Annotated in this window: 1 protein-coding gene (only partly in view); it reads right to left on the bottom strand. The window is 70.7% G+C overall.

Annotated elements, in window-relative coordinates:
• Positions 1-70 precede the first annotated feature (70 nt).
• On the bottom strand, positions 71-25,834 hold the 3' portion of the coding sequence (locus IG04_RS0115480; RefSeq protein WP_030477345.1) for a glycosyltransferase. It continues 12,780 nt past the right edge of the window; 25,764 of the gene's 38,544 nt are visible here — the last part of the coding sequence; its start codon lies off the right edge, out of view — the gene reads right to left on this strand; it ends in the stop codon at positions 71-73.

Genomic DNA, 25,834 nt, shown 5'->3' with positions numbered 1-25,834 from the left:
TCACCTCGTCAACCCGCGGACCACCACGCAGGACTGGCGGCAGAACTGCGCCGAAGGCGAGACCGCACGTTCACAGGTCCAGGAGCTCGACGGCTCCTGTGGCCCGTTCGAGATACACCCAACGCCGGCCGGCCGCCGGCGTGAGATCCACCGGACCGCAGGGAGCCAACGCGTCCACGTCGGCGCCCTGGTCCCTCAGTTCGGCCAGCACCGCGGCCGCGAACGACCTCGCGCCGCCATCGCCCGCACCGGCTGAGGCGAACAGCAGCGGCTTCGCGCCGTCCCACAGCCCGTTCTCCTTGGCCCGCACCAGCAGATCGGCCACCGCGCGCGGACTGAGGTGGTTCCCCCCGATCTCCGGCGCGCCGCTCGCGCCGCCGTGCGCGACAAAGGTGAAGAACCGGTCGTCCACCGGGAGCCGGTCGCACGTCTCCGCCAGCCGCGGGTCGTCGAGCCGGATGCCGCGGTTTCCTTCCAGCGCGCCGGTCGCGACCGGCGTCGCGGTACCGGAAACCGGCACCAGCACGTCGAACACGGATTCGGCCGCCGGTGCGTCCACTCTGGACTCACGCAGGTCCGCGCCGGGCCCGGAGGGCATGCGGTCGTCGCCGTCACCGAACTCGATCTCCGCTGCCGCCCGGACCTCGCTCTCGACCAGCGACCCGAACGCCGTCAGGCCGGGCGGTCCGTCGGCACGCAGGTCGGCGAAGGTCGCGTCCACCGCCAGGTAGCCGGGTGGCGCGTCGTCGAAGCGCGGCGGCCGGGTGTCGTCGGCGATCATGTGCGCACCCAGGCGCGTGGTCGTCACCGTGCCCGGCCGGTCCGGGTCGAGTGCGCTGTGCAACCAGTAGCCGCCGCGGGCGACCCGCGGGACTCCGTCCGCGTCGACACCGACAGCTCCGGCGACGGCGAGGTGCCCGGCCCCGTCCGTCCGGCCGGGGGTGAGGAACACGGAGGTGTTCGCCGAGTACGCGTCGACCTGGATGTCCTGGCGCCGCAAGGCGAGCAGCACTCCGGGCACGAACCGGCCGCCGTCCACCGCGCCGAGCCCGCACGACACGAACCGCGGCGGCCGCACACCGTCCCAGACGCCGTCCGCCTTCAGCCTCACCAGGATCTCGGCCACGGTTTCCGCGGTCAGGTCGACACCCAGGTGGCGTGGCACACCGGCCTCACCGATGTGCAGCGCGATGGTGCAGAACCGGTCGTCGTCCGGGATACGGCCGACCGCGTCCTCCAGCAACGCCGCCTCGGCCAGCCCCTGCGACGGGTCCGCGACCCAGAACCCGCCGGGGAACGGCATACCGGTGGCGAGGACCGAGTCCACCACCCCGAGGTGGACCGGCTGTTCGACAGTGACCGCGTCCGGAACGCCCTCGGCGGCGACGGGCTCGACCGCCGCGTCCACCGGCTCGTCCAGCGGCGCCCGCACGACCGGCCTCTCCAGCCTGACCGCGGTCTCGACCTGGAACACCAGGCCGCCACCGAGCACGGCGCTCACCGCGTCCGTCGCGGCCGTCAACGGGCCGCCGAACAACTCGCGCTCCGCCTCGGGCGCGAGAACACCCCCGTCGTAGCCGTCGAGCACCCCGGTCAGCCGTGCGACGAACTCGGCCCTGGGGAAGGACTTCGGTTGCTCGTCCTCGCCCCGGCGCACCGTGACCCGGTCGCCGACGTCGAGCTGCCAGGTCCGGCCAGAGCCGGCGGTGAGGCGGACCACCCGATGTCCCGGTGCATCGAGGTGCTCGGCCAGGTCACCGGACGGGACCGCGACCGGCACGCCGAACGACAGCTCCACCGGCACGGCGACCACCCGCACACCCGCGCCCTCGTCGGAGGTGACGATCCGCACCGTCGGATCGGACAGCGCGGACCTCAGCTCCTCGCTGATCTCCACCACTCGCGGGTCGCCGAACCGTCCACGCACCTCCAGCACCGCCTGGGCGCCGACCACCGACGCGAACTCGGCCAGGCTGGCCGACACGGTCTCGGGAATTCCGGCACCGCTGTCCTGCCCGGTCCCGAACGGCATGGAGCCGGGGATGAACCGCGTGATCACGTCCCCCTCGGTGGTCGGCACGACCTCGTACCCGCCGGGTGCCTGCCGGAAGACCGGTGTCTTCTGCTGCCCGGCCACCATGTACGCACCATGTGGGGTGGGCTCGGCTTCGCCGCCGGCCTTGAAGTGCAGCCAATGCCCGTCACCGGTGACCACCGGTGTGCCGTCGGCGCGGTACCCGACCGTGCTCGCCACCACCAGCTCGCCCGACGCGGACTGGCCCTCCCGATCCGGCACGGACCACACCGTCGTATCCGCCGCAAACGCCTCGGCGCTGATTCCCCGGCTCTCCCTGAGCCCACGCAACACAGCGGGCACAAAGCGCCCGGATTCAGCCGCACCCAGCCCACACGACACAAACCGCAACGGCTTCACGCCGTCCCACACACCGTTGTCCACCAACCGGGTCAGCACAGCGACCAGCACGTCCGGTGTGACCGGCTGCCCCATGAACTCCGGCATGCCGGAGTTCCCGGCGTGCGCCACCACCGTGCAGAACCGATCGTCCGCCCGCAGTCCCGCGGCAACCTTCTCCAGGCGCTCCAACGTGGTCACGTCCGTTGCCGGATCGGCCAGCCACACCCCGGAGTCGTTGCGCAGATGTGCGGCGACGCCGAACATCGAGTCGGCCGGCGAGGCGGTTCCGGAGACCGGCTCCCGCAGAGAGGAGTCGACCGTGTCGCGCACGACCGCGTAGCCACGGGCCACCCGTTCGATCCGCCACAGGTCACGCGGCGGCACAGTGACGCCTGGTTTGTCCATCCGGCCGGTGAACAGGCCTTGGTCGTCGCGGACGTGGTTGAGCAACGGAGTGGTGGGCGGCAGGTCCGGCCCAGGCACCACCCGATGCGGGCGGCGGCGGGGATCGCGGTCCTGGTGGGCGAACGGCTCCTCCTCGTAGGCCATCGAGTACTGGTCGTAGAGGCCGAGGAAGTGGCCGATCTCGTGAGCGAGCACGTGCGCCGATGCCTTCGGCGACCAGCTGCCCTGGTCCTCCCGCTTGGTGTCCTCCACCTTGACGGTCGCGTGCGCCTCCTCTGCCTTGGCCGCGAACTCGACCCGCACGTGCAGCTGGTCGCCGCCCGGCAACCGGAACCGCTGGTTGAACGTGGCGTCGAGAGCGAGACGGGCACGACGGTGGAGGGCGGCCCGCTCGCGCGGCGACCCGCCGTCCAGGTGCAGGCGGATCGTGTACTCCTGCACCCACCGGCCCAGCACCTTCATCCGGCGCAGGTCGTACGCGATGGTGAGCTCGGACATCCCCATGCGGTCGTCGCCATCGGCGACGACACCGTCGGTCCGGACGACGGGACCGGGGTCGACCTGATCCACCGTCGCCACGTGGGCGCGGGAGCGCAGGTGCTCCCAGTCCCACGGCCGCAGTGGATCGGTGAGCCGAGCCCACGACGCCTCCGGATCCGCCAGCGTGGCCATGCTGTGCCACCACGTCTGCTCGTCGTCCAGCCCCTTCCTGGTCGCGTCCGGCAAGCCGAGCGGTTCGTCAGGGCTCGACGTCGGCACGTCCTGGGCGGGATCGGGGCGAATCCAGTCGACGAGTATCTGGACGCGCCCCTCCCGGGCGCCGGCCGTGACCGGGACGAACTCCAGCGGCTCCGCGAGATCGGCCACGCCGGTTCGGCGGAGGTGGGCCAGGACCTCCAGGCGCAGCCACTTCTCGACCGCGGCCACCCGATCCCCCACCAGCCGCACGAGCGGCATCGGACGGCTTCGCCGGTGCTGGAGCACCGCCACCTGCGCCAGGTCGATCACCAGCCGGGACAACCCGGCCCTGTCCTGCGCGGTCAGCTCCGCGCTGATCTCCAGCGGGGATTTGGTCACGGCGGCCGGCGGGGTGGCGAACCGCACCGCGGGCACGACCGCTTTCGACCCCAGCGGCAGCAGCCGGCCCAGGTGCTCGACCTGCTCGAAGCCCAGCGCGAACTCGCCGTCGGCGGGGACGGGCACACCGAGCATGCCGAGCAGTTCCCTGGCCACCTCCGCGGGCTCCAGCTCGGCGGTGAGGTCACGCCCTGCCGGCCACTCGTGCCCGGTCTTGCCCACGGTGAAGGTGAACTGCGGGTCGTCGTCGACGAACTCGGCCCGCAGCTGGAACTCGGACCCGTCCCACAGCCGGTAGCCCTTGTTGATCAGCTCCTGAGCCTGCTCCATCACCTTTCGCGCCGCTCTGGCGGAGCGCGACCTCACGCCGGGCAGCCGGATCAGCGCGACCCGTGCGGTCACCTCGGTGACCCACTGCTCGCGGCGGTGCAAGCGGTTGCGCCGCGGACCGGTCTTCGACACCTCGACCTCGACCGGCACCGGCATCCGCCGGACCTCGACCGCCGGCCCGACGACATCGGTGTACTTCGCGGCGCCCTCGGACAGCGTCAGGTCACGCACGACGCCGGCTTCCTCGGCGTTCTGGTCACTGGCCGCCTGCGACCGCTTCCATGCCAGCACACGTGGCGGATCTCCGGCGCCGACGATGTGCGTGGTGTGGACGCGGGCCTTCTCCCGCAGTTCGCGCTGGGGGGCGTTCGCGGGGTGGTCGTGCGGGGTGAACCACGAATCCGGGTTGCCCGCAGTGTTCAGGTCGGCGATCTCCGCCCGCAGTGCGGCGAGCCGGCCACTCAGCCGGACGTGCTCGTCAGCGAGAACAGCCCAGGCACTGTCGTTCTTGACGTTGCCGGCGTCCGGGTCCACGGTGGGCAACGACCTGCGCCACTCGCCGGTCTCCAGGGCGAACAGCTTCGTGCGCAACTCGACCCGCTGCCACCGCGAGGTCCGCATGTCCTCCGCGACGGCGTCGATGGCGTCGTTCGCCGCCTGATACCGGGCAACCGCGGCATCGTGTTCCTGCATGCTCACCGTGGCCATCGCGGTGAACCGGCCGGGAGCGACCCGTTCGGCCACCTCACGAAGAATGCGCGTGTCGTCCGACAACCACGGGTCGTCCTTGAGGCTCCGCTTCGACTTCTGCAACGCGGGTACCTTCGCCCGACCGGCCGCGATGTCTCCGGACAGCGCCGTGATCCGCGCCCGTACCGCCGGGATCGCGTCCTCTTCGGGGGCGTCCGGCACAGGATGCTCGAACCGCTTGTCCGCCAACAGGTCCGTCACCCGGTCAAGGCGGGCCTGCGTGTCGGTGACGGCCACCCGCAGGTCGGTCAGGAGTTCGAGGTCGCCGGCCGGCAGCGTGACGCCCTGGTTGGAGACGCCGGTTCCGAACGGCACCGCGCTGAACATCATCTGGGTGATCACGTCCGCCTGGCCCGTCAACCAGTAGCCCTCTGGCGCCTCCTGGAAATCCGGTGCCGCCTGATCCCCGCCGACCAGGTAGGCGGCGTGCACGGCAGGCCCAGCGACCTGGCCGCTGTTCGCGTCGGTCCTGAAGTGCAGCCAGTGCCCGTCATTGGTGATCAACGGCGTGCCGTCGGCGCTGTAACCGACCCGGCTCGCCACCACCAGCTCGCCCCTCCCGGACTGGCCCTGCCGATCCGGCACGGACCACACCGTGGTGTCCGCCGCATACGCCTCGGCGGTGATCCCCGCCTTCGACCTCAGTCCTTCCAGCACCGCGGGCACATAGCTCCCCGCATCAACCGCGCCGAGCCCGCACGACACGAACCGCAACGGCTGCACGCCGTCCCACACGCCGTCGTCCACCAAGCGGGACAACACATCGACCATCACGTCCGGAGTGACCGGCCGTCCCAGGAACTCCGGCACACCGCTGTCCCCGACGTGCGCCACCACGGTGCAGAACCGATCATCCGCCTGGATGTCGACGGCGACCTTCTCCAGGCGGCGCAACGTGGTCACGTCCGTCGCCGGATCGGCCAGCCACACCCCCGTCCTGTCGTCGAGACGCACCGCGACGTCCAGCACCGAGTCCACGAACCTGGCCGTCCGCCGGTGGTCTTCCGCCGGAACCTGTGGCTCCGCCACGGTGTCCCGCACCGCGGCATAACCACGTGCCACCCGCTCGATCCGCCACAGGTCCCGCGGCGGAACCAGCACACCCGGATCATGCGACCCCTCAGCGTACAAACCGTGGTCACCATGCACGCGGTTGAGCAAGGGCTCGGTCTCGCGCGCCTTCGTGCCGTCCGGGCCCGCGGGCCGGATCACCCGATGCGGCCGGACCGCGGGATCACGATCCTCGAAGGAGACGGACTCGCGATCGTTCTGCATCATCAGGTACTGGTCGTCGATACCCAGGTAATGACCGATCTCGTGGGCATAGGTATGCGCCCTCCGGTCCAGTGACCAGGTGGACTGGCTGGCTCGTCCGGCGGCGACGACCGTGACGGTGGCGTGCGCGTCCTCCGCCTTCTCCGGGAACTCGACTCGCACATGCAGCTGATCACCGCTCGGCAACCGGTACCGATGGTTGAACAGGGCTTCCACGCCCAGGCGGGCGCGGCGACGCAGGTGGTCGAGCTCCTCCTCGTCGAACGACTCACCCGACAGATGCAGGCGGACCGTGTACTCCTGCACCCATCGATCCAGAACCTTCATGCGGCGCAGGTCATAGGCGATGACCAGATCGATGGTGTCCACGTCGGTGTACCGCGCGCCGTCGTCGCTCACCCTCATGATCAGGCTGGGATCGACCTGATCCACCGTCACGACGTGGGCGCCCGCCCGGAGGTGCTCCCAGTCCCACGGCCGCGCCGGAACAACCAGCCGGGCCCACGACGCCTCGGGATCCGCCGGCGTCGCCGCGCTGTGGCGCCACTGCTCGTCGTCCAGCACGGTCTTGACCGGAACCATCCCGGGCGCGTGCTCCGCGTCGTCCTCGGCACTCGCGGCGGGAACAGGAACACCTTCCGGGTCCCAGTCGACGAAAACCCGGATCCGGCCCGCCACCGGAGGCATCGACGAGCCGGCGGACTCGGCGAACGGCACCGGCTCGGCGACCTCCGCCGCCACGGTGCCCGCGAGCTTCTGCCGGACACCGTCCCGCACCAGCTCCGCCACCGGATCGGCCTCGTCCAGCCCGTCCTCGTCCGCGACGATCCGCACCACCGGCATCGCGCTGTTGCGCGCGTGCAGCAGCACGACCTGACGGGCCAGCGTGTCGACGAGCCTGCCCAGTCCGGCGAGCTGCCTGTCGTCCCACTCCGACGGGTCCGAGCTGATCGTGAGCTCGGGCCTGCGCGTGCTGGGCTGCAACGTCGGTACGGCGGACTTCGACCGCAGCGGCAGCAACTGGTCGAGCTGCTCCATGTGCCCGGAGTCGAGCACGAACGGATCGCCGGCGTAGACCGGCATCCCGAGGATCCCGAGCAGCTCCCAGGCGATGTCCTGGGAAGTCGTCCCGTTGGTGAGGTGCCGCCCCACCGGCCACGGGTCCTCGTCGTCGCCCACCGTGAACGTGAACTGCGGAGCATCGGTGACCAGATCGACCCGGTAGCAGAGCTGGGACCCGTCCGGCAGCAGGTAGCCCTGGTTGAGCAGCTCCAACGCCTCCGCGATCCCGTCCTTCGCGGACTGGCTGTGGACACCACCACCGGGCGGCAGAACGAGGGCGATCCGAGCCGTGACCTCGGTGACCCACTGGCCGTCCTCGTCATCGCCCGGCACCGGCATCCGCCGCACCTCGACCGACGGACCCAGCACGTCGAGGCGGTCGGCGGCCATCTCCTCCAGGGTGGCGTCACGAACGAGATCGGCGGCTTCCTCTGCCTCCTCATCCTCAAAACCCAGACCCGCCAGCATGTTCCGGGTGGCCACCCACCGCTTGTGCGCGAGCAGCCGCGACGGGTCACCCACGGCCATGACGCGGGCGATCTCGACGGGGGCGTTCCTCCGCGCATCCCGGTCAGGAACCACCGGTTCCCCGAGCCTGTCCGCAGGCCCTTCCCTCCGCTCGGCGAGATCCGCGAGCTCGACCCGCAGCGCGAACAACCGGCCACGCAACCGCACGAACTCCTCGGCGAGCGCGACCGAAGCCCCGTCGGCGACCGTCTCACCCTCGACCGGCGGCACCCACAGCGCCTGTTCCTGGGCCTCCACGCCCGCCCGCCAGGCCGCGGTCTGCAGGACGTACAGCCGCGTCCGCAGGTCGGCGCGATACCGCCGGGCCGCCCCCAGTGTCTCCTCCAGGTTCGCGACCTGGGCGGCCTGCGCGTCGCGGGCGGCAACCGCGGCAGCACGCCGTTGCTCCAGGTCCGCCCGCACCGCGGCGAAGTCCGCGCCACGAACCCGTTCGACCACACCGCCCACGACGAGCGCGTCGTCGAACCACCTCACCTGGGTCTTGAGGCGGCTCAGTCCCTGGTTCAGCGGTTCGAGCTCCGCGCGGAACGCCTCGACGTCGTCGGTGACCAAGGCGATCTGTTCCCACACCGAGTCGATCTCGCCGGGTGAGGCGGTTTCCAGGATCGGATGCTCGAACCTCCGTCCGGGCAGCCCCCGCAGCACCTGGTCGAGCCGCACCTCGGCATGACTGATGGCCACCTTCAGGTCGACCTCGGTCAGGAACCGGCCGTCGCCACCCGACACCGCGGCCACCCCGAACGGCATCGAGCCCGGAACGAACTCCTCGATCCCCCCGGTCTCCTCCTCGGCCCAGTAGCCCTCAGGCCGGTCGTCGAACTCGGGCTCCTCCTCGTCCCCCACGACCAGGTAGGCCCCGTGCACGACCGGCTCGGTGACTTCACCGGCCTGGAAACGCAGCCAATGTCCGTCGCCACTGATCACCGGCGTGCCGTCGGCGGTGAGCCCCACCCGGCTCGCCACCACCAGCTCACCCCGCGCCGACGAGCCGCGCCCAGGTACCGCCCACACCGCCGTGTCAGCCGCGTAAGCCTCGGCCTCCAGGTCCTCGGCGGCGAGCCCACGCAGGACCGCGGGCACATAACGCCCGGCATCCGTCACGCCGAGCCCGCACGACACGAACCGCAACGGCTTCACACCGTCCCACGCACCGTCGGAGACCAACCGCGACAACAGATCGACCATCACGTCCGGCGTGACCGGCTGCCCCAGGAACTCCGGCACACCGCTGTCGCCGACGTGCGCCACCACCGTGAAGAACCGGTCGTCCCGCTGAAGCTCGGCGACGACCTTGTCCAGCCGCTCGACCGTGGTCACGTCCGTGGCCGGGTCGGCCAGCCAGACACCGGAGCCCAGGTGGGTCGCCACGTCCAGCATCGAACCCACCAGCCCGGCGCCGATGTCCACAGTGGACTCGACTTCGGCCGGCTGTTCCGGACCAGGGTCGCGTGAGTCCCGCAGCACGGCGTAGCCACGCGCCACCCGCTCGATCCGCCACAGGTCGCGCGGCGGAACCAGCACACCGGGCCAGTGCTCCCATTGCCCGTACAGGCCGTGGTCGTCACGGACGTGGTTGAGCAGCGGCTCGGTCTCCCGCGTCCCGTCCGGACGGACCACCCGGTGCGGCCGGACCGCGGGATCACGGTCCTGATAGGCGTAGTCGTCCATGCCGCGCGTCGTCGAGTACTGGTCCGCGATGCCGAGGAAGTGGCCGATCTCGTGGGCGAGCGAACGGGCGTTGGAGTCCAACGCCCAGTGGAGCTGATCTGCCCGCCCGGTCGGCTTCAGCTCGATGACGCCGTGCGCCTCGTCCTCGTTGCCCGTGAACTCGACCCGCACGTGCAACTGGTCGCCACTGGGCAACCGGTGCCGGTGGTTGAACAGGGCCTCCACCCCGAGGCGGGCTCGACGCTCCAGAGCCTCGCGATCGGCCGGCGACCCGCCCTCCAGGCGGAAACGGATCGTGTACTCCTGAACGCCGCGTTCCGTCTTCCCCGCGCGCCGCACGACCATCCTGCGCAGGTCGTAGTTGACGTGCCCGGTGACGGGCTCGACCGGGGCGTACGGGCCGGCCTGGTCCCGGATCCGCATGACCAGGCGCGGGTCGACCTGGTCCACGGTCACGACGTTCGCGTCCGCCCGCAGGTGCGCCCACTCCCACGGCCGCACGGGATCGGCCAGTTCGGCCCACGTGGCCGTGATCGCCGTGCTGTACCACCACGTCCGCTCGTCGTCGAGCTCCCGCCGAGCCAGTCCGTCGGCGCTCTCCTCGTCCACCTCCGGACGCTGCGCCGGGACACGTGGCTCAGGCGTCGGAGCACCCTCCGGATCCCACTCGGCGAACAGCTGGAGGTAGCCCTCCGCCGGCCTCATCGCGGGATGGTCCGGCTCGGCGAAGACCACGGGCACGGCCACGTCGGTGTTCGCCAGTCTCGTGCGGACACCGTTCAGTACCAGCTCCGCGAGGGCGTCCTTCTCGCCCTCCCCGTCGTCGGCGACCACGATCCGCACGATCGGCATCGCACGACGTCCACGCAGCAGCTTGACCTGGTGGGCCAACGCATCCGTGAAGGCGGCGAGGTCGGACCACTCTTCCGCGCTCCAGTCGGCGGGCACCGAACCGAGCACGACCTCGGGCCTGCGTTCCGTCCGATCCGGCTCTCCGAAGAACAACGCCGGCACAGCGGACTTCGACCGCAGCGGGAACGACCGGTCGAGCTGGTCCAGGTGCCCGCAGGTCAGGCTGAACGAGTCCGCGCCATCGACCCGCACGCCCAGCAACATCATCAGCTCGCGGGCCAGGGCGTCCGGGGTCGTCTCGCTGGTGATGTGCCGTTCCACGTCCCACTCGTCGCCCTCGACACCCACGGTGAAGGTGAACTGCGGCTCCCCGTCGGTGACGAGCTCGGCATGGAGGCGGAACCAGGATCCGTCGGCGAGCAGGTATCCCCGGTTGATCAGGGACAGCGCCGCACTGATCCGGTTCCGCGCGGCGGTGAGGAGGGAGTCACCCACGCCGTCCAGCGGAATGAGACCGACCTGAACGGTGACCTCGGCCGCCCACTCGTCCTGCTCCCCCGGCACCCGGATGCGCCGCACCTCGACCGCGGGCCCCACCACGTCGAGCTGTCCCGCGGACCACTCGTCGAGGGTGGCCTCGGAGACGATGTCGGCGCTGTCCTCGGCCTCAGTGGACGGAACTCCCTGATCGCGCAACCCGTCGCGGGCGGCGAGCCACCGCCGTTGCGCCCGCAGCCGGGGCGGTTCACCGGCGGCGGTGACGTAGGCGAACTCACCGATGGCCTGGTCCCGCAACGTTTCGATGTCGGCCGGCAGTGGCTCCGCCGGAGCGGTGCTGTCCGGATCCGAGTCGTCCGCGTCCAGTTCGGCGATCTCGGCACGCAGCGCGGCCAGCCGGGAACGCAACCGCACCAGCTCGTCCGCGAGCGCGAGCGACGCGGCATCTGCGGGTGTCCCATCTCCGGCCGACGGTGCCTGCAGCCGCTCTTCCCCGGCCGCCACCTCAGCCCGCCACCACGTGGTTTCGAGCTCGACGAGCGTCGTCCGCAGCATGACCCGGCGCTGCAGCACGGTGTTCAGCCGCTCCGACAGCTCCGCGACCCGGCGGGCCAGCGGCTCGCGCCCCGCGGTCAGCTCATCGCGTTCCTGCTCGGTGTTCTCGCGCACGGCGGCAAGACCGGCGCCGGGAACCCGTTCCGCCAGCGCGCCCGTGGTGAGGGCCCTGTCCAGCTCCAGCAACCGGTCGTCGGCCTCGTCCAGCTCGTCCTGGGCCTGCGCCAGGTGCTCGCGAAGTGCCCCGATCTCCGTGGAGGCCAAGGAGATCCACTCTTCGACGTCCGCGAAGTCGTCCCCGGTCGGCACCGTCCCGACCGGATGACCGAACGCCAGGCCGGACAACATCCGCGTCACGTGGTCGAGCCGTACCTGGGTGTGGCTGACCGCCACCTTCAGATCGTCCATCGTCAGGTGCTTGCCGTCGCCACCCGACAGCGCCGCCGTGCCGAACCGCAGGGCGCCGGGGATGAGCCGCTCGATCGCGTCCTCATCGGCCGCCGACTGCACCTCGTAGCCGTCCGGCACCGGCCGGGAACCGGGGTTCTCCTCGGCCCCTACGACAAGGTATGCGCCGAGCTTCTCCGGTTCCGCGGTGTCCCGGAAACGCAGCCAGTGCCCGTCACCGGAGACGACCGGCCTGCCGTCCGCCGTGAACCCGGCCCGGCTCGCCACCACCAGCTCACCGGCCGCCGCCCCGGGCACAGCCCACACCGCCGTGTCGGCGGCATACGCCTGGGCGGTGATCCCCACCTGCCTGAGCCCGCCCAGCACGGCGGGCACGTAGCGCCGGGCATCCGCCGTGCCAAGCCCGCACGACACGAACCGCAACGGCTTCACGCCGTCCCACACACCGTCGTTCTTCAACCGGGCCAGCAGGGCGACCATCGCGTCCGGGGTGACGGGCTGCCCCGCGAACTCCGGCACACCAGCGGCATCGGCATGCGCCACCACCGTGAAGAACCGGTCATCGTCGCGCAGGCCGCGAACCGTCCTCTCCAGGTGCTCCCGCGCGGTCGCGTCCGCCGCGGGATCGGCGAGCCAGACGCCGGAACCCCGATCGAGACGGCCGATCGCACCGAGCATCGAAACAGGCGGGTTCGCGGGCGGTTCCGGACTGACGAGCCGCGGCAACTCGGTCGCGAACCACTCCCGCGCGTCTGGGTGAAGACGGGCGCGTGGCGCGGGATTCGGGTCGTAGAAGGCGGCGTACGCCTCGGCGAACCACTCGTTCCTGGCCGAGAACTGGTAGTTCGAGACGGCGTGCTCGCGGGCGGACTTCAGGTAGCTGGTCCAGGTCCCGTACGAGTTCACCTGGTAGATCCGGTCGCCGATGGTCAGCGCGTCACCGCCACCGTGGCTGAACATCCACGGCTCGGCGAGTGCGCGCTTCACCACCTCGACCGCCCGCGCGATCTTGGCGACACCCTCGGTGCCGAGTCCCGCGAACTGGCTCGGCAGGCTGTCCAGTTCGCGCGGGTTCGCGCGGGCGAACGCCGGGAGAATGACACGCGCGAGCGCAGCTCCCAGCGGCCGGCCCGCGGCACCGGTGAAGTCCTGGTCTTCCGGCGTCAGCCCGATCCCGGTGAGGATGTCGCGGGTCACCTCGGCGAAACCGGCACCGCCGCGGTACTCCCGCCAGCCGCCGAAGCGTTCCTGGTCAGCGATCCTGGACCAGCTCGCCAGCGGGTCGACCGCGTGCCCGATCTCGTGCCGGAGCGTCCACTCCAGCAGGTTGCCGTGCGCGAGCACGTCGGACACACCGGCCAGGATCTGACGTTCGCTGGGAGCCAGGCCGAGCTTCCAGTCGGAAGGCCAGCTGTAGGTGTCGTACTCGGCCTTGACCCCGAGGTCCATCAACGTGCGCTGCCAGCCGACCCCCCGGTTCAACCGGCCGTACAACCAGCTCGGCAGGCCGACGGGATTGGTCAGGCCGATCAGTCGGGTCCGGGGGAAGTAACCACTGGTGGTGCCGCCGAACTCGCGCAGGATTCCTTTCAGGAACCGGTTGTCCCGCACGTGCCCGGACGGCAGGCCGCCCAGCACCATGTCGATCTTGCTCAGTACGGTGTGGCTCAGGCTGGGACCGCCCGCCTGCGACCCGATCGGCAGCCCGTAGTCCGCCAGCAGCCGCTGTTCACGTTCCGCCGCACCGCGGTTCCACAACAGGCCGCCCAGACCGTAGCCGCCGGTGCTGCTCGCGACACCTGCCGTGCGGTCGGGCTGCGGCACGGACTCGTCGGCTGCGGACAGCGGGCCACCCCACTGCGTGTACTCGGTCAGCGTTTCGCCGGACAGCGTTTCCCCGTACACCAGCGCGGTGAACGCCTCGGCGACGAACTCCAGGCCGTTGTTCGTGGCGTACTGGCTCACTTCGAGCGCGGCGTCTGCCTGAGCCGGGTCGGCACCCGTACCCTGCCTCGCCCCGTGCTGGGCTTCCAGGAACCGGGTCGGATCGTGCGCCACGTGCAACGCGTGCCCGAGCTCGTGCACCACCGTCGCCTCGGCCAGCGTCACCCCGTAGGCATCCCCGCCGGCCGACTCCGCCACCCGGTGAGCGACACCCCTCGACTGGACGTAGCCGATGCCACCGCGCATAGCGGAATCGGTGCCCGGCACAAGAGCGTTGCGCGCGAACAGATCCGGGCCGAGGAACAGGTGCCAGCGCGGCGCCCCGTCGTGATCGCGAAGGTGCATCACCTGCGTGAGCACACCCACCGTGCCCTGCCTGGCGACCGAGATCACCAGTGGGCCGGGCAGCCGGTGCCCCGCGGCGGCGACACGGTCCAGCGCACCCCGGATCGCCCGCTCCTTGAGCGCCCATTCCGGGTCGTGCTCGACCGCGAAGTGCTCCACCGCCACGGTCATCGACCCGTCGGAGGACTGGACCGGCGTCGTCATGGCCGGCGGGTCACCGTCACCCCGCACCGCCGCCAGCAGCTCGTCCGCCACCTCCTGCTGGATCGCGTAGACCGCGCTGATCTCTTCGGCGTCGGGTGTGCCGAACGGCATCGAGTCGGTGATGAACCGCGGGATCAGGTGGCGGTCGGCGTTCGGCACGACCGCATAGCCCGCGGGCGCGGCGGAGAACTCGGGCGCTGTGCCGGGCTCGACCACCATGCGGGCACCGCCGCAGTCGACCGGCTCCGCACCGTCCTCGAAGTACAGCCACGTGCCGTCATCGGTGATGGCGGGCCGGCCGTCGGCGTGGAAACCGGCCCGGCCGGCCACCACCACCTCACCCTGTCCGGGATTGGCAACGCCGGGCACGAACCACACCGCGGTGTCACCGGCGTAGGCGTCGGTGGCGATCCCCTTCGCGCGGAGTCCACTGAGGACGGTGGGGACGTAGCCCTGAACGTCCATCGAGCCGAGCCCGCACGACACGAATCGCAGCGACATCTTGTAGTCCGGCCACCCACGGTCCTGGCGCAGCCGGGCGAGCAGCGCGGTCATCACCTCGGCGGTGATCGGCCGGCCCAGGAACTCCGGCATCCCGCCGGCGCCGGCGTGGGCGGCCACGGTGAAGAAGTAGCCGTCGTCCACCGGGAGGTTCTGGACCGCCTTCTCCTGCTGCATCAGCGTGGTCACGTCCGTCGCCGGGTCGGCGAGCCAGATCCCCGAGTCGTCCTTCAGGCGGCCGGCCACGTCCAAGACCGCATCGACCAGCTGGTCGATCTCCGGCGCGGGGCGGGGACCGGGCTCGCCGGCCGGCGGCCCGGCGGGCTGTTTCGGGTTGGGATCACCGGAGTCCGGTACTGCGGCGTAGGTGCGGGCCACCTGCTCGATCTTCCACACGTCGCGCGGCGGAACGTGCACGCCGGGGAAGGACTGCTGCTCGGCGTACAGACCCTGGTCGTCGCGCACCTGGTTGAGCAGGGGCACGGTTTCCCGCGTCTTCGTCGTTCCCGGTCCCGCGGGCCGGACGACCCGATGCGGCCGCAGGGCGGGGTCGCGCTCCTGGTGGGCGGCGGAGGACCGCTCGCCGAGCATCCGGTACTGGTCCTTGATGCCCAGGAAGTGGCCGATCTCGTGGGCGAGCCCGTCCGGTGCCGTGTCCACCGGCCAGGTCGACTGAGCCGGCCTGCCGGCCTTGGTCACCTTGATGGTGGCGAGCGCGTCCGCCTCGCTCGGCGTGAACTCGACCCGCACGTGCAACTGGTCACCGCTGGGCAGCCGGTGCCGATGGTTGAACAGCGCCTCCACACCGAGCCTGGCGCGGCGTTCCATCTCGGCCCGTTCGGTTTCCGAGCCGCCGTCGAGGTGCAGGCGGACCGTGTACTCCTGCACCCACCGGCCGCCCACCTTCATCCGGCGCAGGTCGTAGGCGATCGGACGCGCGAAGGAGCTACGCACGAAGTGGATGTCGTGGTCGTTGAACCGCATCACCGGGCTGTCGCCGGCCTGCCGCACGGTCACCACGCCGGCGTTCGCCCGCAGGTGTGCCCATTCCCACGGCCGCACCGGGTCGGCCAGCCCGGCCCACCAGGCCCCTGGGTCTCCCGGTGCCGCGGTGCGGTGCGACCAGGTCTCGTCATCGAGCACCTGCCTGCCGTCAGGCGAGATCCAGCCGGGCACCCGGTCTGCTGCCGGCTGCCGAGTCGGCCTCTCGGAACCGTCCTCCCCGTCCACGATCGTCTGGTACTCGACATCGAACACCGGGTCACTCGGCTTCGGAGCGGGCGGATGCCAGTCGACGAAGAACTGGATGTGGCCGGGCGACGGACGCATCGCCGGGTCATTGGGTCCGTCGATGACCAGCGGCTCTGCCACGCCCGCGGCAGGCGTGTTCACCAGCCCCTGCCGCACCGTGCGCAGCAGCCATTCCGACAGCGATCGCCCGGTGGCTCCATCGTCGGCGACCACGACCCGCACGGTCGGCATGGCCCTGCCCCGCTCGTGCAGCGTCTTGACGTGGTGAACCAACTCGGCGGCGAACTCCTTGAGCCGCGCCCGCTGCTCGGGGTCCCGGTCGGAGGGATCCGAGTGGACGGTGACCTCGGGCCTGCGCCCGGTCCTCGTCGGCCACCCGTAAACCGGTGGCACAGCGGACTTGAACCGCAGCGGCAGCAGCCGTTCGATCCGGCTGAGGTGGTCGGCGGTCAGGTCGAACGCGCCCGCGACCTCCACGCCGAGCAGGCGCAGCAGTTCCCTGGCGACATCATCGGGGGTGTGGCCGGAGGTGAGGTGGCGATCCGCGTCCCACGGGCCGGTCACGTCGCCGACCGTGATGGTGAAGTCCGGGCCCTTGGCGGTGAACTGGACCTGGAAGACCAACCGGGACCCGTCCGGCAACCGGTGGCCGCGATTGATCAGGTGCTGCGCCGCGACGATCTGGCTCTCGATGAAACCGACCACCGAGTGGTCCGTGCCGGGCAACGGGATCAGACCGACCCGAACCACGATGTGCGTGTCCCACTGGCGGTGGGCGGGGTCGTCGGCCGTGCGCGGATCGGCACCCGGCGGGAGCACCGAACGCTGTATCCGCCGGACCTTGATCTCCGGTCCCACCACATTGGGGCCACCGCTCGCGGCCTCCTTCATGGTGGCCTCGAAGACCGAACGGGCGGCGCCCAGAGCCACCTCGTTCGAGTAACCCCTCCTGATCAGCTCAGTGTGTGTGGCCATCCACCGCCTGGTTGCGCGCACGCGCGCCGGAACATTCGCGCGGACGGGGTGCGTGGTCTCCCAGCGCGCTCGGTCCGGTAGCCACGCACTGGCGTCCGGCGGCACCGGGTCGGGCATGGGCCTCATCGCCAACTCGGCTCGCAACGCGGCGTTGCGGCCGCGCAGTCGCACGAGTTCGTCGGCCAGTTCCGCCGGCTTCGGCTCGACCGCCCCCGGCGGCACGGCCAGCCGCTGTTCCTCGGCCGCCACGCCGGCCCGCCATTCGGTGGTCCACAGGATCTCCAGCTTGGTCCGCTCTTCGACGCGCGTGTGCACCGCGGCGTTCAGCCGTTGTTCCAGTAGCGCGGTCTGCTTCGTCAGCGCCTGGAGCCGGGCGGCGACATCAACCCGAGTCCGCTCGCAGACGGCTTTCATGTCGCCGAAGTCGGTGCCCGGTAGCCGCGCGGCGGCGTTGGCCACGAGGAGGTCCCGGTCCAACCAGGTCAGGCCATCCCTGGCCATCCTCTGCTGCCCACGCGATATCTCCACCTGGAAGCTCAGCGCGGCGATGTCGTTCTCGAGGAGCGCGAGCTCGTCGACGACGTTCTGGATGTCCTCGGCCGAGGGCGGGGGCGGGACGGGGTGGGCGAATCGCCTGTCCTTCAGCAGCCAGGTGATCTCGTCGATCCGCTGTTCGGTCGCGCTGACGGCGATCCGCAGCTCCGTCGGTGTCAGGTAGCGGTGATCATGACCGGACACCGCCGTGGCGCGGAACGACGACCTGGCAAGGGTCGCGCTCTGCTGGTACTCACCCAGCCACAGACGTTCGGTACCGGCGGTGACCGTGATGAGCCGGCGGGCCGCGCCGGGCAGTGCGACATCCTGGCGGCCACCCGCGCCGGGCTTGCCGAGGGTGACGGTCTTGACCAGCGACGCCAGTTCCGGCCGTGACACCAGGAACTCCAGTGCGGCGTTCCAGATCAGCTCCGGCCGCGGATGCCGGTTCACCACCTGTTCGACCAGCGTCAGATGCAGGTCCCCACCACGGTTGTGCAGCTCCCGCACCAGGGTCTGGACGACCTTCCCGGTCACCTCGGCAGTGGTCGCGCGATCCGATGAGAACGCGGGCAGCGACTCCTGCGTTTCGTCAGTGGCCGCGCCGGTGGCCGGAGCCGTGGTGACGTGTTCCTCTTCGGTGAACCCGTAGTCCTGACGGATCTCGTCCAGGCGCGTACGCGCCGGCGGCTGCTCGGTGTGGACATCGCCGAAGCGCTCCAGGACCTGCAGCCGCAGGATCTCAGCGGCCGCCGCGTAGCCCGCGGCGATCTGCTTGTTCGCCTCCGTCCGGTAGAACGGATGCAACCCCATCGGGGACTCGGCGTTGAACACCTCGTCGACGTTGACCAGGCAGATCTTGTTCGCCTGGGCCCAGACCGCCATGCCGCGCACATCGGCGAGGGGATCCGGCCCACTGCCGGGCGCCGGGATGGCTTGGGCCGCGACGAACCGGCTGCGCGGCACATCGGTCCACAACACCGCCGTGTACCCGCCGCCCACGCCGAAGTTCTCGCGGAGAAACGCGGCGGTCCCGGCGGCGTTCAGGGGCCCACCCAGGTGGACCGCGTGCACGACGGCGGGCACGTCGGGGTCGTCAGCCAACGCCCCCGGGTCCATCGTCGACGCCGTCGGGACCTCGCCAGACGCCAGGTCCAACCGCCGGAGGAACGACACCTGCTGTCCGGCCGTCAATCCGGAATAGTCACGGCCTGCGAGGAACGCCGGTGGCGCCGACGGACTCAGCAGGCCGAAGAGATCCGGTCCCAGCAGCTCGCCGCCCTGGACCGGCGAACCATTCCCGAGCACCGAGGCACGCAGATCCGCGACAACCTGGCCAACCGAGAGCGGGGAACCGTCATCGGCTCCCGGCGCGGAGTTGATCGCGCCGCCGTCGAGCCGGGGTCGCTGCCGGGTCGAACGGGCCAGCCAATCCTGGTGCGCCACGGCCAGCCGCTGCGGGTCGTTGCCCCACGCCCGAAGATCAGCCTCTGCCCGCTCGACCTGGGCCAGCGCCGCGGAGACCTTGGCTTCGGACTCCCGCAGAAGGTTCCCGGCACGCTCGCCGTCACGTGAGCTGCCCGCCGGACCCGAGAAGCGGGACACCAGCCCGGTATGCGTCGCCTCCGCGTCGCGAAGGCTCTGACGGGCGGCCAGGAGGTTCGCCCACGCCTGCGTCCTCGTAGGCGGGAACGTGGCGGGATCGGCGATCAGTGACTCGTCGGGTTCGGCCCGGCCGTCCGCGTCGTTGTCGAGGATCCGCAGCCACTGAGCCATGTCCCGCTGCCACGCGGCGGCCACCGAGGACTTGCCGGATCGGCGCTCGGGGGTGAGGTCGACGGTGATCACCGCGCGCCTGCGTGCCCGTTCGGTGGTCATGCCGTCGGGCAGCGTGCCGATGTTGCGACCGTTGGACTCGGCGACGATGTCGATGTCGTCGGCGGTGACAGCGGGGTTGTTGCCCTGCACCTGGTTCAGCTCGGCTTGGACGGCATCGCCAAGCGCCTCGGCGGTGGCATCGGCCCGCGCCTTGCCCGTCCGCACGGCCTGGCCGACACCCAGCAGCGAGCCATTCCCATAACCGGTCACAGTCGCCAGCGGCTTCGGCAGGCTGCTGCCACTGCGCCCGGCCGCGGCCTCGACCAGCAACCGCGCGATCGAAGTCAGCTTGGACCGCTCCCCCTCGGGGAACGACTTCACACCCTCCGGGAACAGGATCTGCACCGAAGCGGGCGGCGTTGTCTCATCCTCGAGCGGCGTTGTTTCATCCTCGGCCTGCAGAACGTGCGCCATCGTGGCGGGCCGGGAGTACTCGGCCAGGAAGCTGGAGACGGGGCCGTCCGCGTCGACGGTGATGAAACGGGCGGCCTCCGGCGGCAACTCGACCGTGCGCTGGTCGCCCCGCGCGACCAGCTCGCGGTCGGTGACCGTGCGCACCATCGCGGCAAACTCCGGCCGCGAGGCCAGATACCCCAACGCCGCCGTCCAGATCAGGTCCGGCTCATGATGGCGAGCCACCACATCGGCAACCACCGTCAGATGCAGGTCCCCATCGCGGTTGTACAGCTCGCGCACCAGCATCTGCACGACCCGCTTGGTCAGCTCGACCGTGCCTTCCCAGTCCTGGGTCCGGACGGAGGCCGATGGCCGGTCCCGGCCGACCCAGCTCGCCCCGCTCCGCATCGGCGCCTTGAAGGGCGGGAGCTCCTTCCTCGACTCCCATCCGAGGCGGCGGGCCAGAGCGGAGAGAGTGTCCGGTCCGGTGCGTCCCATCACCGAATGACGCCGGACGTTCACGCGCGCCATCGCGACGAACTCGTCGGGCGTGAAAGACCCGGCGGACCTCAGCAGTTCCCGCTGCCCTTTGCCGTAGTTCTCCCGGATCACGTCGAGGTACACCTCCGCCACCGGGTGCCCCTTGGGTATCACCAGGAGGTCGTTGCCCTGCTCGTACCTGGTCTTGTGCACGCCGAACGCGGCCTCCGACTCCACCACCTGTTCGATCTCGTCCAGGGTGTCCGTCGAGGTGACGTACTCACCGTCGCTGTAGAAGCCGCCGAACCGCTGCAGCACGGTCAGGCGCAGAATGTCGCTCGCGGCGGCGTATCCCTGCTTGGTCTGCTTGGCCAACTCCGCCTGGAAGGCCGGCTGCAACAGCATCGGGCTGCCGCTGCTGAACACCTCGAACACGTTGACCAGCACGACATCGTGCTCGTCCGCCCAATCCAGCATTTCTCGCACGCCCGACATCGGATGCCCGTCGGACACCTCCGGCGATGTCCGCGCCTGCTCGATCGCCGCGCGCGGAACGTCCGTCCACAGCAGACGGACGACCTGGGGGTCCACGTCCTGAAGTTCCTCAGCCGTTTCGGCGAGATTCTCCCGCATCTCCAGGCGACCCGCGCTGCTCGTATCCAGCGGACCGCCCAACCAGATCGAGTACCGCACCCACGGCAGCTCCAGCACGCCCGGCAACGGCGCGACCTCACCCGGCGCCCAGGTCGTCAGCGCGTCCTCGTCACGCTCGACGACCAGCACCTGGTCGTCGAGAGCATGCAGATTCTCCGGCGCAGTGTCCTCATGCGACGGTGCCGGTCGGCGAAGGTCGAGCAACTGCAACAGGTGCAGTCCCTGTCCCGCCGTCACACCCGCATAGTCGTGACCATGCAGGAAGCTCGGCGCCGGCGGCGCCGACAACAGCCCGAACAGATCCGGCTCCGGCACACCGGCCACCTGCCGAGGTGCCGTCGCCTCCAGCAGCTCGCCCCGTAGTTCGTCGGCCGTGTCGTCGCGCGCGTGTCCGGAGTCAAGTGGTTGGGAGGCAACCACTCCGGCGTCCAGCCGCGGCCGCTCCCGCAGCGATGAGACCATCCACTCCCGATACCTGCGGTCGAGCCGCTGCGGATCGTTGCCCCACGCCCGCAGGTCTGTCTCCGCGCGCTCGAACCGCTGCCGCGCCGCGTCCCGCGCAGCCGCCAGCTCCGCCAGCCGCTCGCCGTCGCGTGAGCTGCCCTGCACGCTCTCCGCCACGCGAGCGGCCAGCCTGGTGTGCGCGATCTTCGCCTCGCCGAGCTCGTTGCGCGACCGCAGGAGGTTGGCCCACGCATCCGCTCTCGTCGCCGGGAACGAGTCGCGGTCGGCGACCAGCGACGCGTCCGGCACGACCCGGCCGCCCGCGTCCGCGTCGAGAATCCGCAGCCACTGCTGCGTATCCCGTTGCCATGCCTCGCTCATCGAACCCGCGGTCGGAACCGTCGTCTCGAGGTCCACGGTGACAACCGCACGCCGACGGGCCTGCTGCACCGTCATGCCGGGCGGCAATGCGTCGTCACCGAGATCGCGTCCCTTGGACACGGGCACGACGTCGACGACATCGTCGACAACCCCGCCGTCGCCCTGCAGCCGGAGCATCTCGCCCGTGACAGCGGAGCTGAGCGCCTCAGCCGTGGCGGCAGCACGCGCCTTCCCCGACCGCACCGCCTGCCCGGCCCCGAGTACCGAGCCGTTCCCGTAGCCCACCACCGTCGCCCGAGGCCGCGCCTGTCCACTGCCCTGCCGCTCGACCGCGGCCCATGCCAGCAACGTCGCGATGGGCGCCAGCTTGTAGCGCTCCGACTCGGGGAACGTCTTCGTACCCTCCGGGAACACGATCTCCGCGCTGTCGACGGCCTGCGGTTCGTCTCCGGCGGTACCGACGGGGGCGTGCGTCATGATGGCCGGCCGGGTGAACTCGGCCAGGAAGTTGGTGACCGGTCCATCCTCGACGACGAGGAACCGGCCCGCCTCAGGCGGCAACTCGACCGTGCGGTCCAGTTCCTCCGTGATCAGTTCGCGGTCGGTGACCGTGCGCACCATCGCCGCCAGTTCCGGCCGCGACGCCAGGTAACCCAGCGCCGCCGTCCAGACCAGGCCGGGATCATGGTGGCGCGCGACCGCATCGGCAACCACGGTCAGATGCAGGTCACCATCCCGGTTGTACAGCTCGCGCACCAACGTCTGCACGACCCGCTTGGTCAGCTCCAGCGTGGCCTCTCGATCCTGCACCGCAACGCTGGCGGACGGCCGGTCGCGGCCGGTCCAGCTCGCCCCGCTCTCCAGCGGGGAGGTGAATGCGGGCAACTGGTCCACGCGCTGCCAGCCGAGCCGGGTGGCGAGCGTGGCGAGGTTGTCCGGCCCGGTGCGCCCCATCACCGAGTGACGCCGGGCGCGCAGCCCCGGCATGGTGAAGAACATCGCGGGCTGGAAGAACGCCGCGCTCGCCAGCAGGTCCCGCTGCCGCCTGCCGTAGTTCTCCTCGATCAGCTCCAGGAACACGTCCGCGACCGGATGCCCCTTGGGCATCACCAACACGTCGTTGCCCTGCGAACGCCCGTCCTTGTGGATGCCGAACGCGGCCTCCGACCGCAGCACGTTCTTGGCCTGGGTCAACGTTTCCAGGGTCGTGACGTACTCGCCGTCGCTGTAGAACCCGCCGAACCGCTGCAACACCGTCAACCGCAGAATGTCACTCGCGGCGGCGAAACCGTGTTTGGTCTGTTTGGCCAGCTCCGCCTGCAATGCCGTCTGCAACGGCATCGGGCTCTCGCTGTTGAACACCTCGAACACGTTGACCAGCACGATGTCGTTGTCCTGCGCCCAGGCCAGCATCTCCCGCACGCCCGGCAGCGGATCCTCACCCGGTGCCTCGAACAGCTCGCGCGCCCGCTCGAACTCCGCCCGCGGCACGTCCGTCCACAGCACGCGGGTCATCCACCCGCTCACCTGCTCCGCCGAGCGCGCGAGGTTGTCCCGCATCTGCGCACGGCCCGCACTGCTGGTGTCCAGTGGACCGCCCAGCCAGATCGAGTACCGGACCTGCGGCAGCTCCAGCATCCCCGGCAACGGCGCGACCGCGCCCGGCGCCCAGGTCGTCAGCGTGTTCTCACCACGTTCCGCGACCATGACCAGATCGTCGAGATCGTGCAGGTTCTCCGGCGCCGTCTCCTCGTGCGACGGCGCCGCCCGGCGCAGGTCCAGCAACCCCAGCAGGCTCAAGCCCTGTCCAGCGGTCAACCCCGCATAGTTGTGGCCACGCAGGAACTCCGGCGCCGGCGGCGCCGACAACAACCCGAACAGGTCCGGCTCCGGCACCCCACTGACCAATCGCGGCCGGGTGGCCTCCACCAGCTCGTCCACCAGCTCGGCGGCCGCGAAGTTCGGGACCTTGACGTCCGGACCGGGTGTGTCGTCGTCATCGCCTGGACCGCTGATGTCCGTACCGACCTGTTGCCGGGCCGGTCGGCCGGTGTCCGGGTCGATCAGGGTGGGGGTGATGACCTCCGGGTTCGGGCCGCGCTTGTCGAGCAACCACAGGTTGGCCGGGGTCACCAGGGCGTCCGGCCCGCGCGCGTTCGCGCCCATGATGCTGTTGTCGTCGACGATCCTGCCCCGGCCGATCACCTCGCTGGTGCCGTCGGTGTGCGTGACGGTCTTGCCCTTGGCGTTGTGCTGGAAGATGCTCGGGTTCTCGCGGGGCCCTTCGGCGTAGGTGTCGTCGAGGCCACCGAAGTGCCCGCCGATCTCGTGCGCGAAGTGCACCGGGAGCGCGTCGACCGGAATGGTGAGCTGGTTGGCCCGAGTTCCCGCCACGCCAACGGTGACGGTCCCGGTTGCCGTCGCGGGATCGTCGGTGAACTCGACGTGGACGTTGAGCTGGTCACCCCGGGGCAGCGCGTAACCGTTGTTCCAGAACCGGTCCATGCCCTCCCGGGCGTTCGCCTTGAAGGCGGTCAGGTCGTAGCCGTGCGGATTCTTCAGGTAGATGCGGAACGTGCGGTCCTGCACGATCGTGCTCGGCACACCCTCCGGGCCGGGGAACTCGAACCGGCGAGATTCGTACCCGATCGGGCTGCGCCAGGTCTTGAAGCCGAACCTGGGGCGGCCGTTCCCGTCGATGGTGATCGTGCTGTCGTCGGTCAGACCGCCCGACTCGGCGAAGAACCTCGTGGGCGCCACCAGATCGCGGACCCCGTCGATGCGCTCAGCGTCGACCGGGCTCGGATGCGTGGCCCAGCTCGCCGCCGGATGGTCGAACCCGCGATCGCTGTGCCGCCACGACTCGTCGGCGAGCACCTTCTCACCGCTGCGCTGCTTGACCACCTCGGGCGGCGCCTCGGCGATCTGCACGAAGTGGCCGTTCTTGTCCACGTTGATCGCGGCGAAGAACGGAACGAGGTTGATCGTCTCCGTGGGAGCGAAGACCTCCCCCGCAAATCCGCGCTCGTGCAGCACCCGGCGGAGCTCGAATGCTCCACCACCCGGCCCGTTGAGCTGACCCGACTCGCACGCCAGCAGCACGACCGGCCCGCGAGGACGTTCCTCGGCGGCCCGCAGGAAGTTCGCGTCGGCGAGCAGGATCTCGGCCAGCGTCGCGCCGTCCACCCTCAGCACCGACCTGTCCTCGGCCCTGACCTTGAACGCTTTCTGCCCGGCGTGCGTGTAGACGAAGATCGGCTGCTCGGCGGGATCGTCGCCGGCCCACGGAGCGGCATGCGGCGTCGACACCGGCGCCGACCCCGCCGCCTTCTCCGCCGCGTCCTGAGGAGCCAGTGAGCTGTACTCCTTGACCGGCTTCACCGTGGTGCGCGCACCCCACCACTGAGCGCGGTTCTCGTCACCCGCTTTGCTGGGCAACGAAATCCCGATCACACCGCCATCGGCGTCCACCATCGGGTTCGGCACGACCTCACCGAGGCGGAACGTCGTCGCCTTGCCGAACAGGCCGGTGCGTGCCGGCAACGCCGGCCGTTCGTCCGCATCGGACGGTGGAGGCGGGAACTGGGCGATCTTGGGTCCATCGTCGGGAACCGGCGCGGCGGTAAGCACGGCTTCCTGCTGGAACTCGTGCAGCCAGGCGCGTTCCGTATCGGGCGTGATGGTCAGCAGTGCCTGTGCCGCACCAGGAAGCGTGACGTGGTGCATCACACCGGAGTCGAGCTTGCGGTCGGTGACCGTCCTGACGAGGGAGGCGAGCTCGGGGCGTGCCGCGATGAAGCCGAGCGCGGCGTTCCAGACGAGCTCCGGGCGCGGGTGCCGGTTGACCGCTTCCTCGACGAGGGTCAGGTGCAGGTCGCCGTCGCGGTTGCGAAGTTCGCGCACCAGGGCCTGCACGACCTTCTTCGTCAGCTCGACGGTGGCTGCCCGGTCGAATGACGGCGCGGCTCCCTCCGGCGGCGGCTTCAGCCAGCTGCCGGCGCTGTTCATGACGATGCCGGGGAT

The organism is Lentzea albidocapillata (assembly GCF_000719115.1).
In the GTDB taxonomy this organism is placed as follows: domain Bacteria; phylum Actinomycetota; class Actinomycetes; order Mycobacteriales; family Pseudonocardiaceae; genus Lentzea; species Lentzea albidocapillata.
Note: the sequence above shows the minus strand (reverse complement) of the source record. Positions and strands in the feature narration are given on the sequence as shown.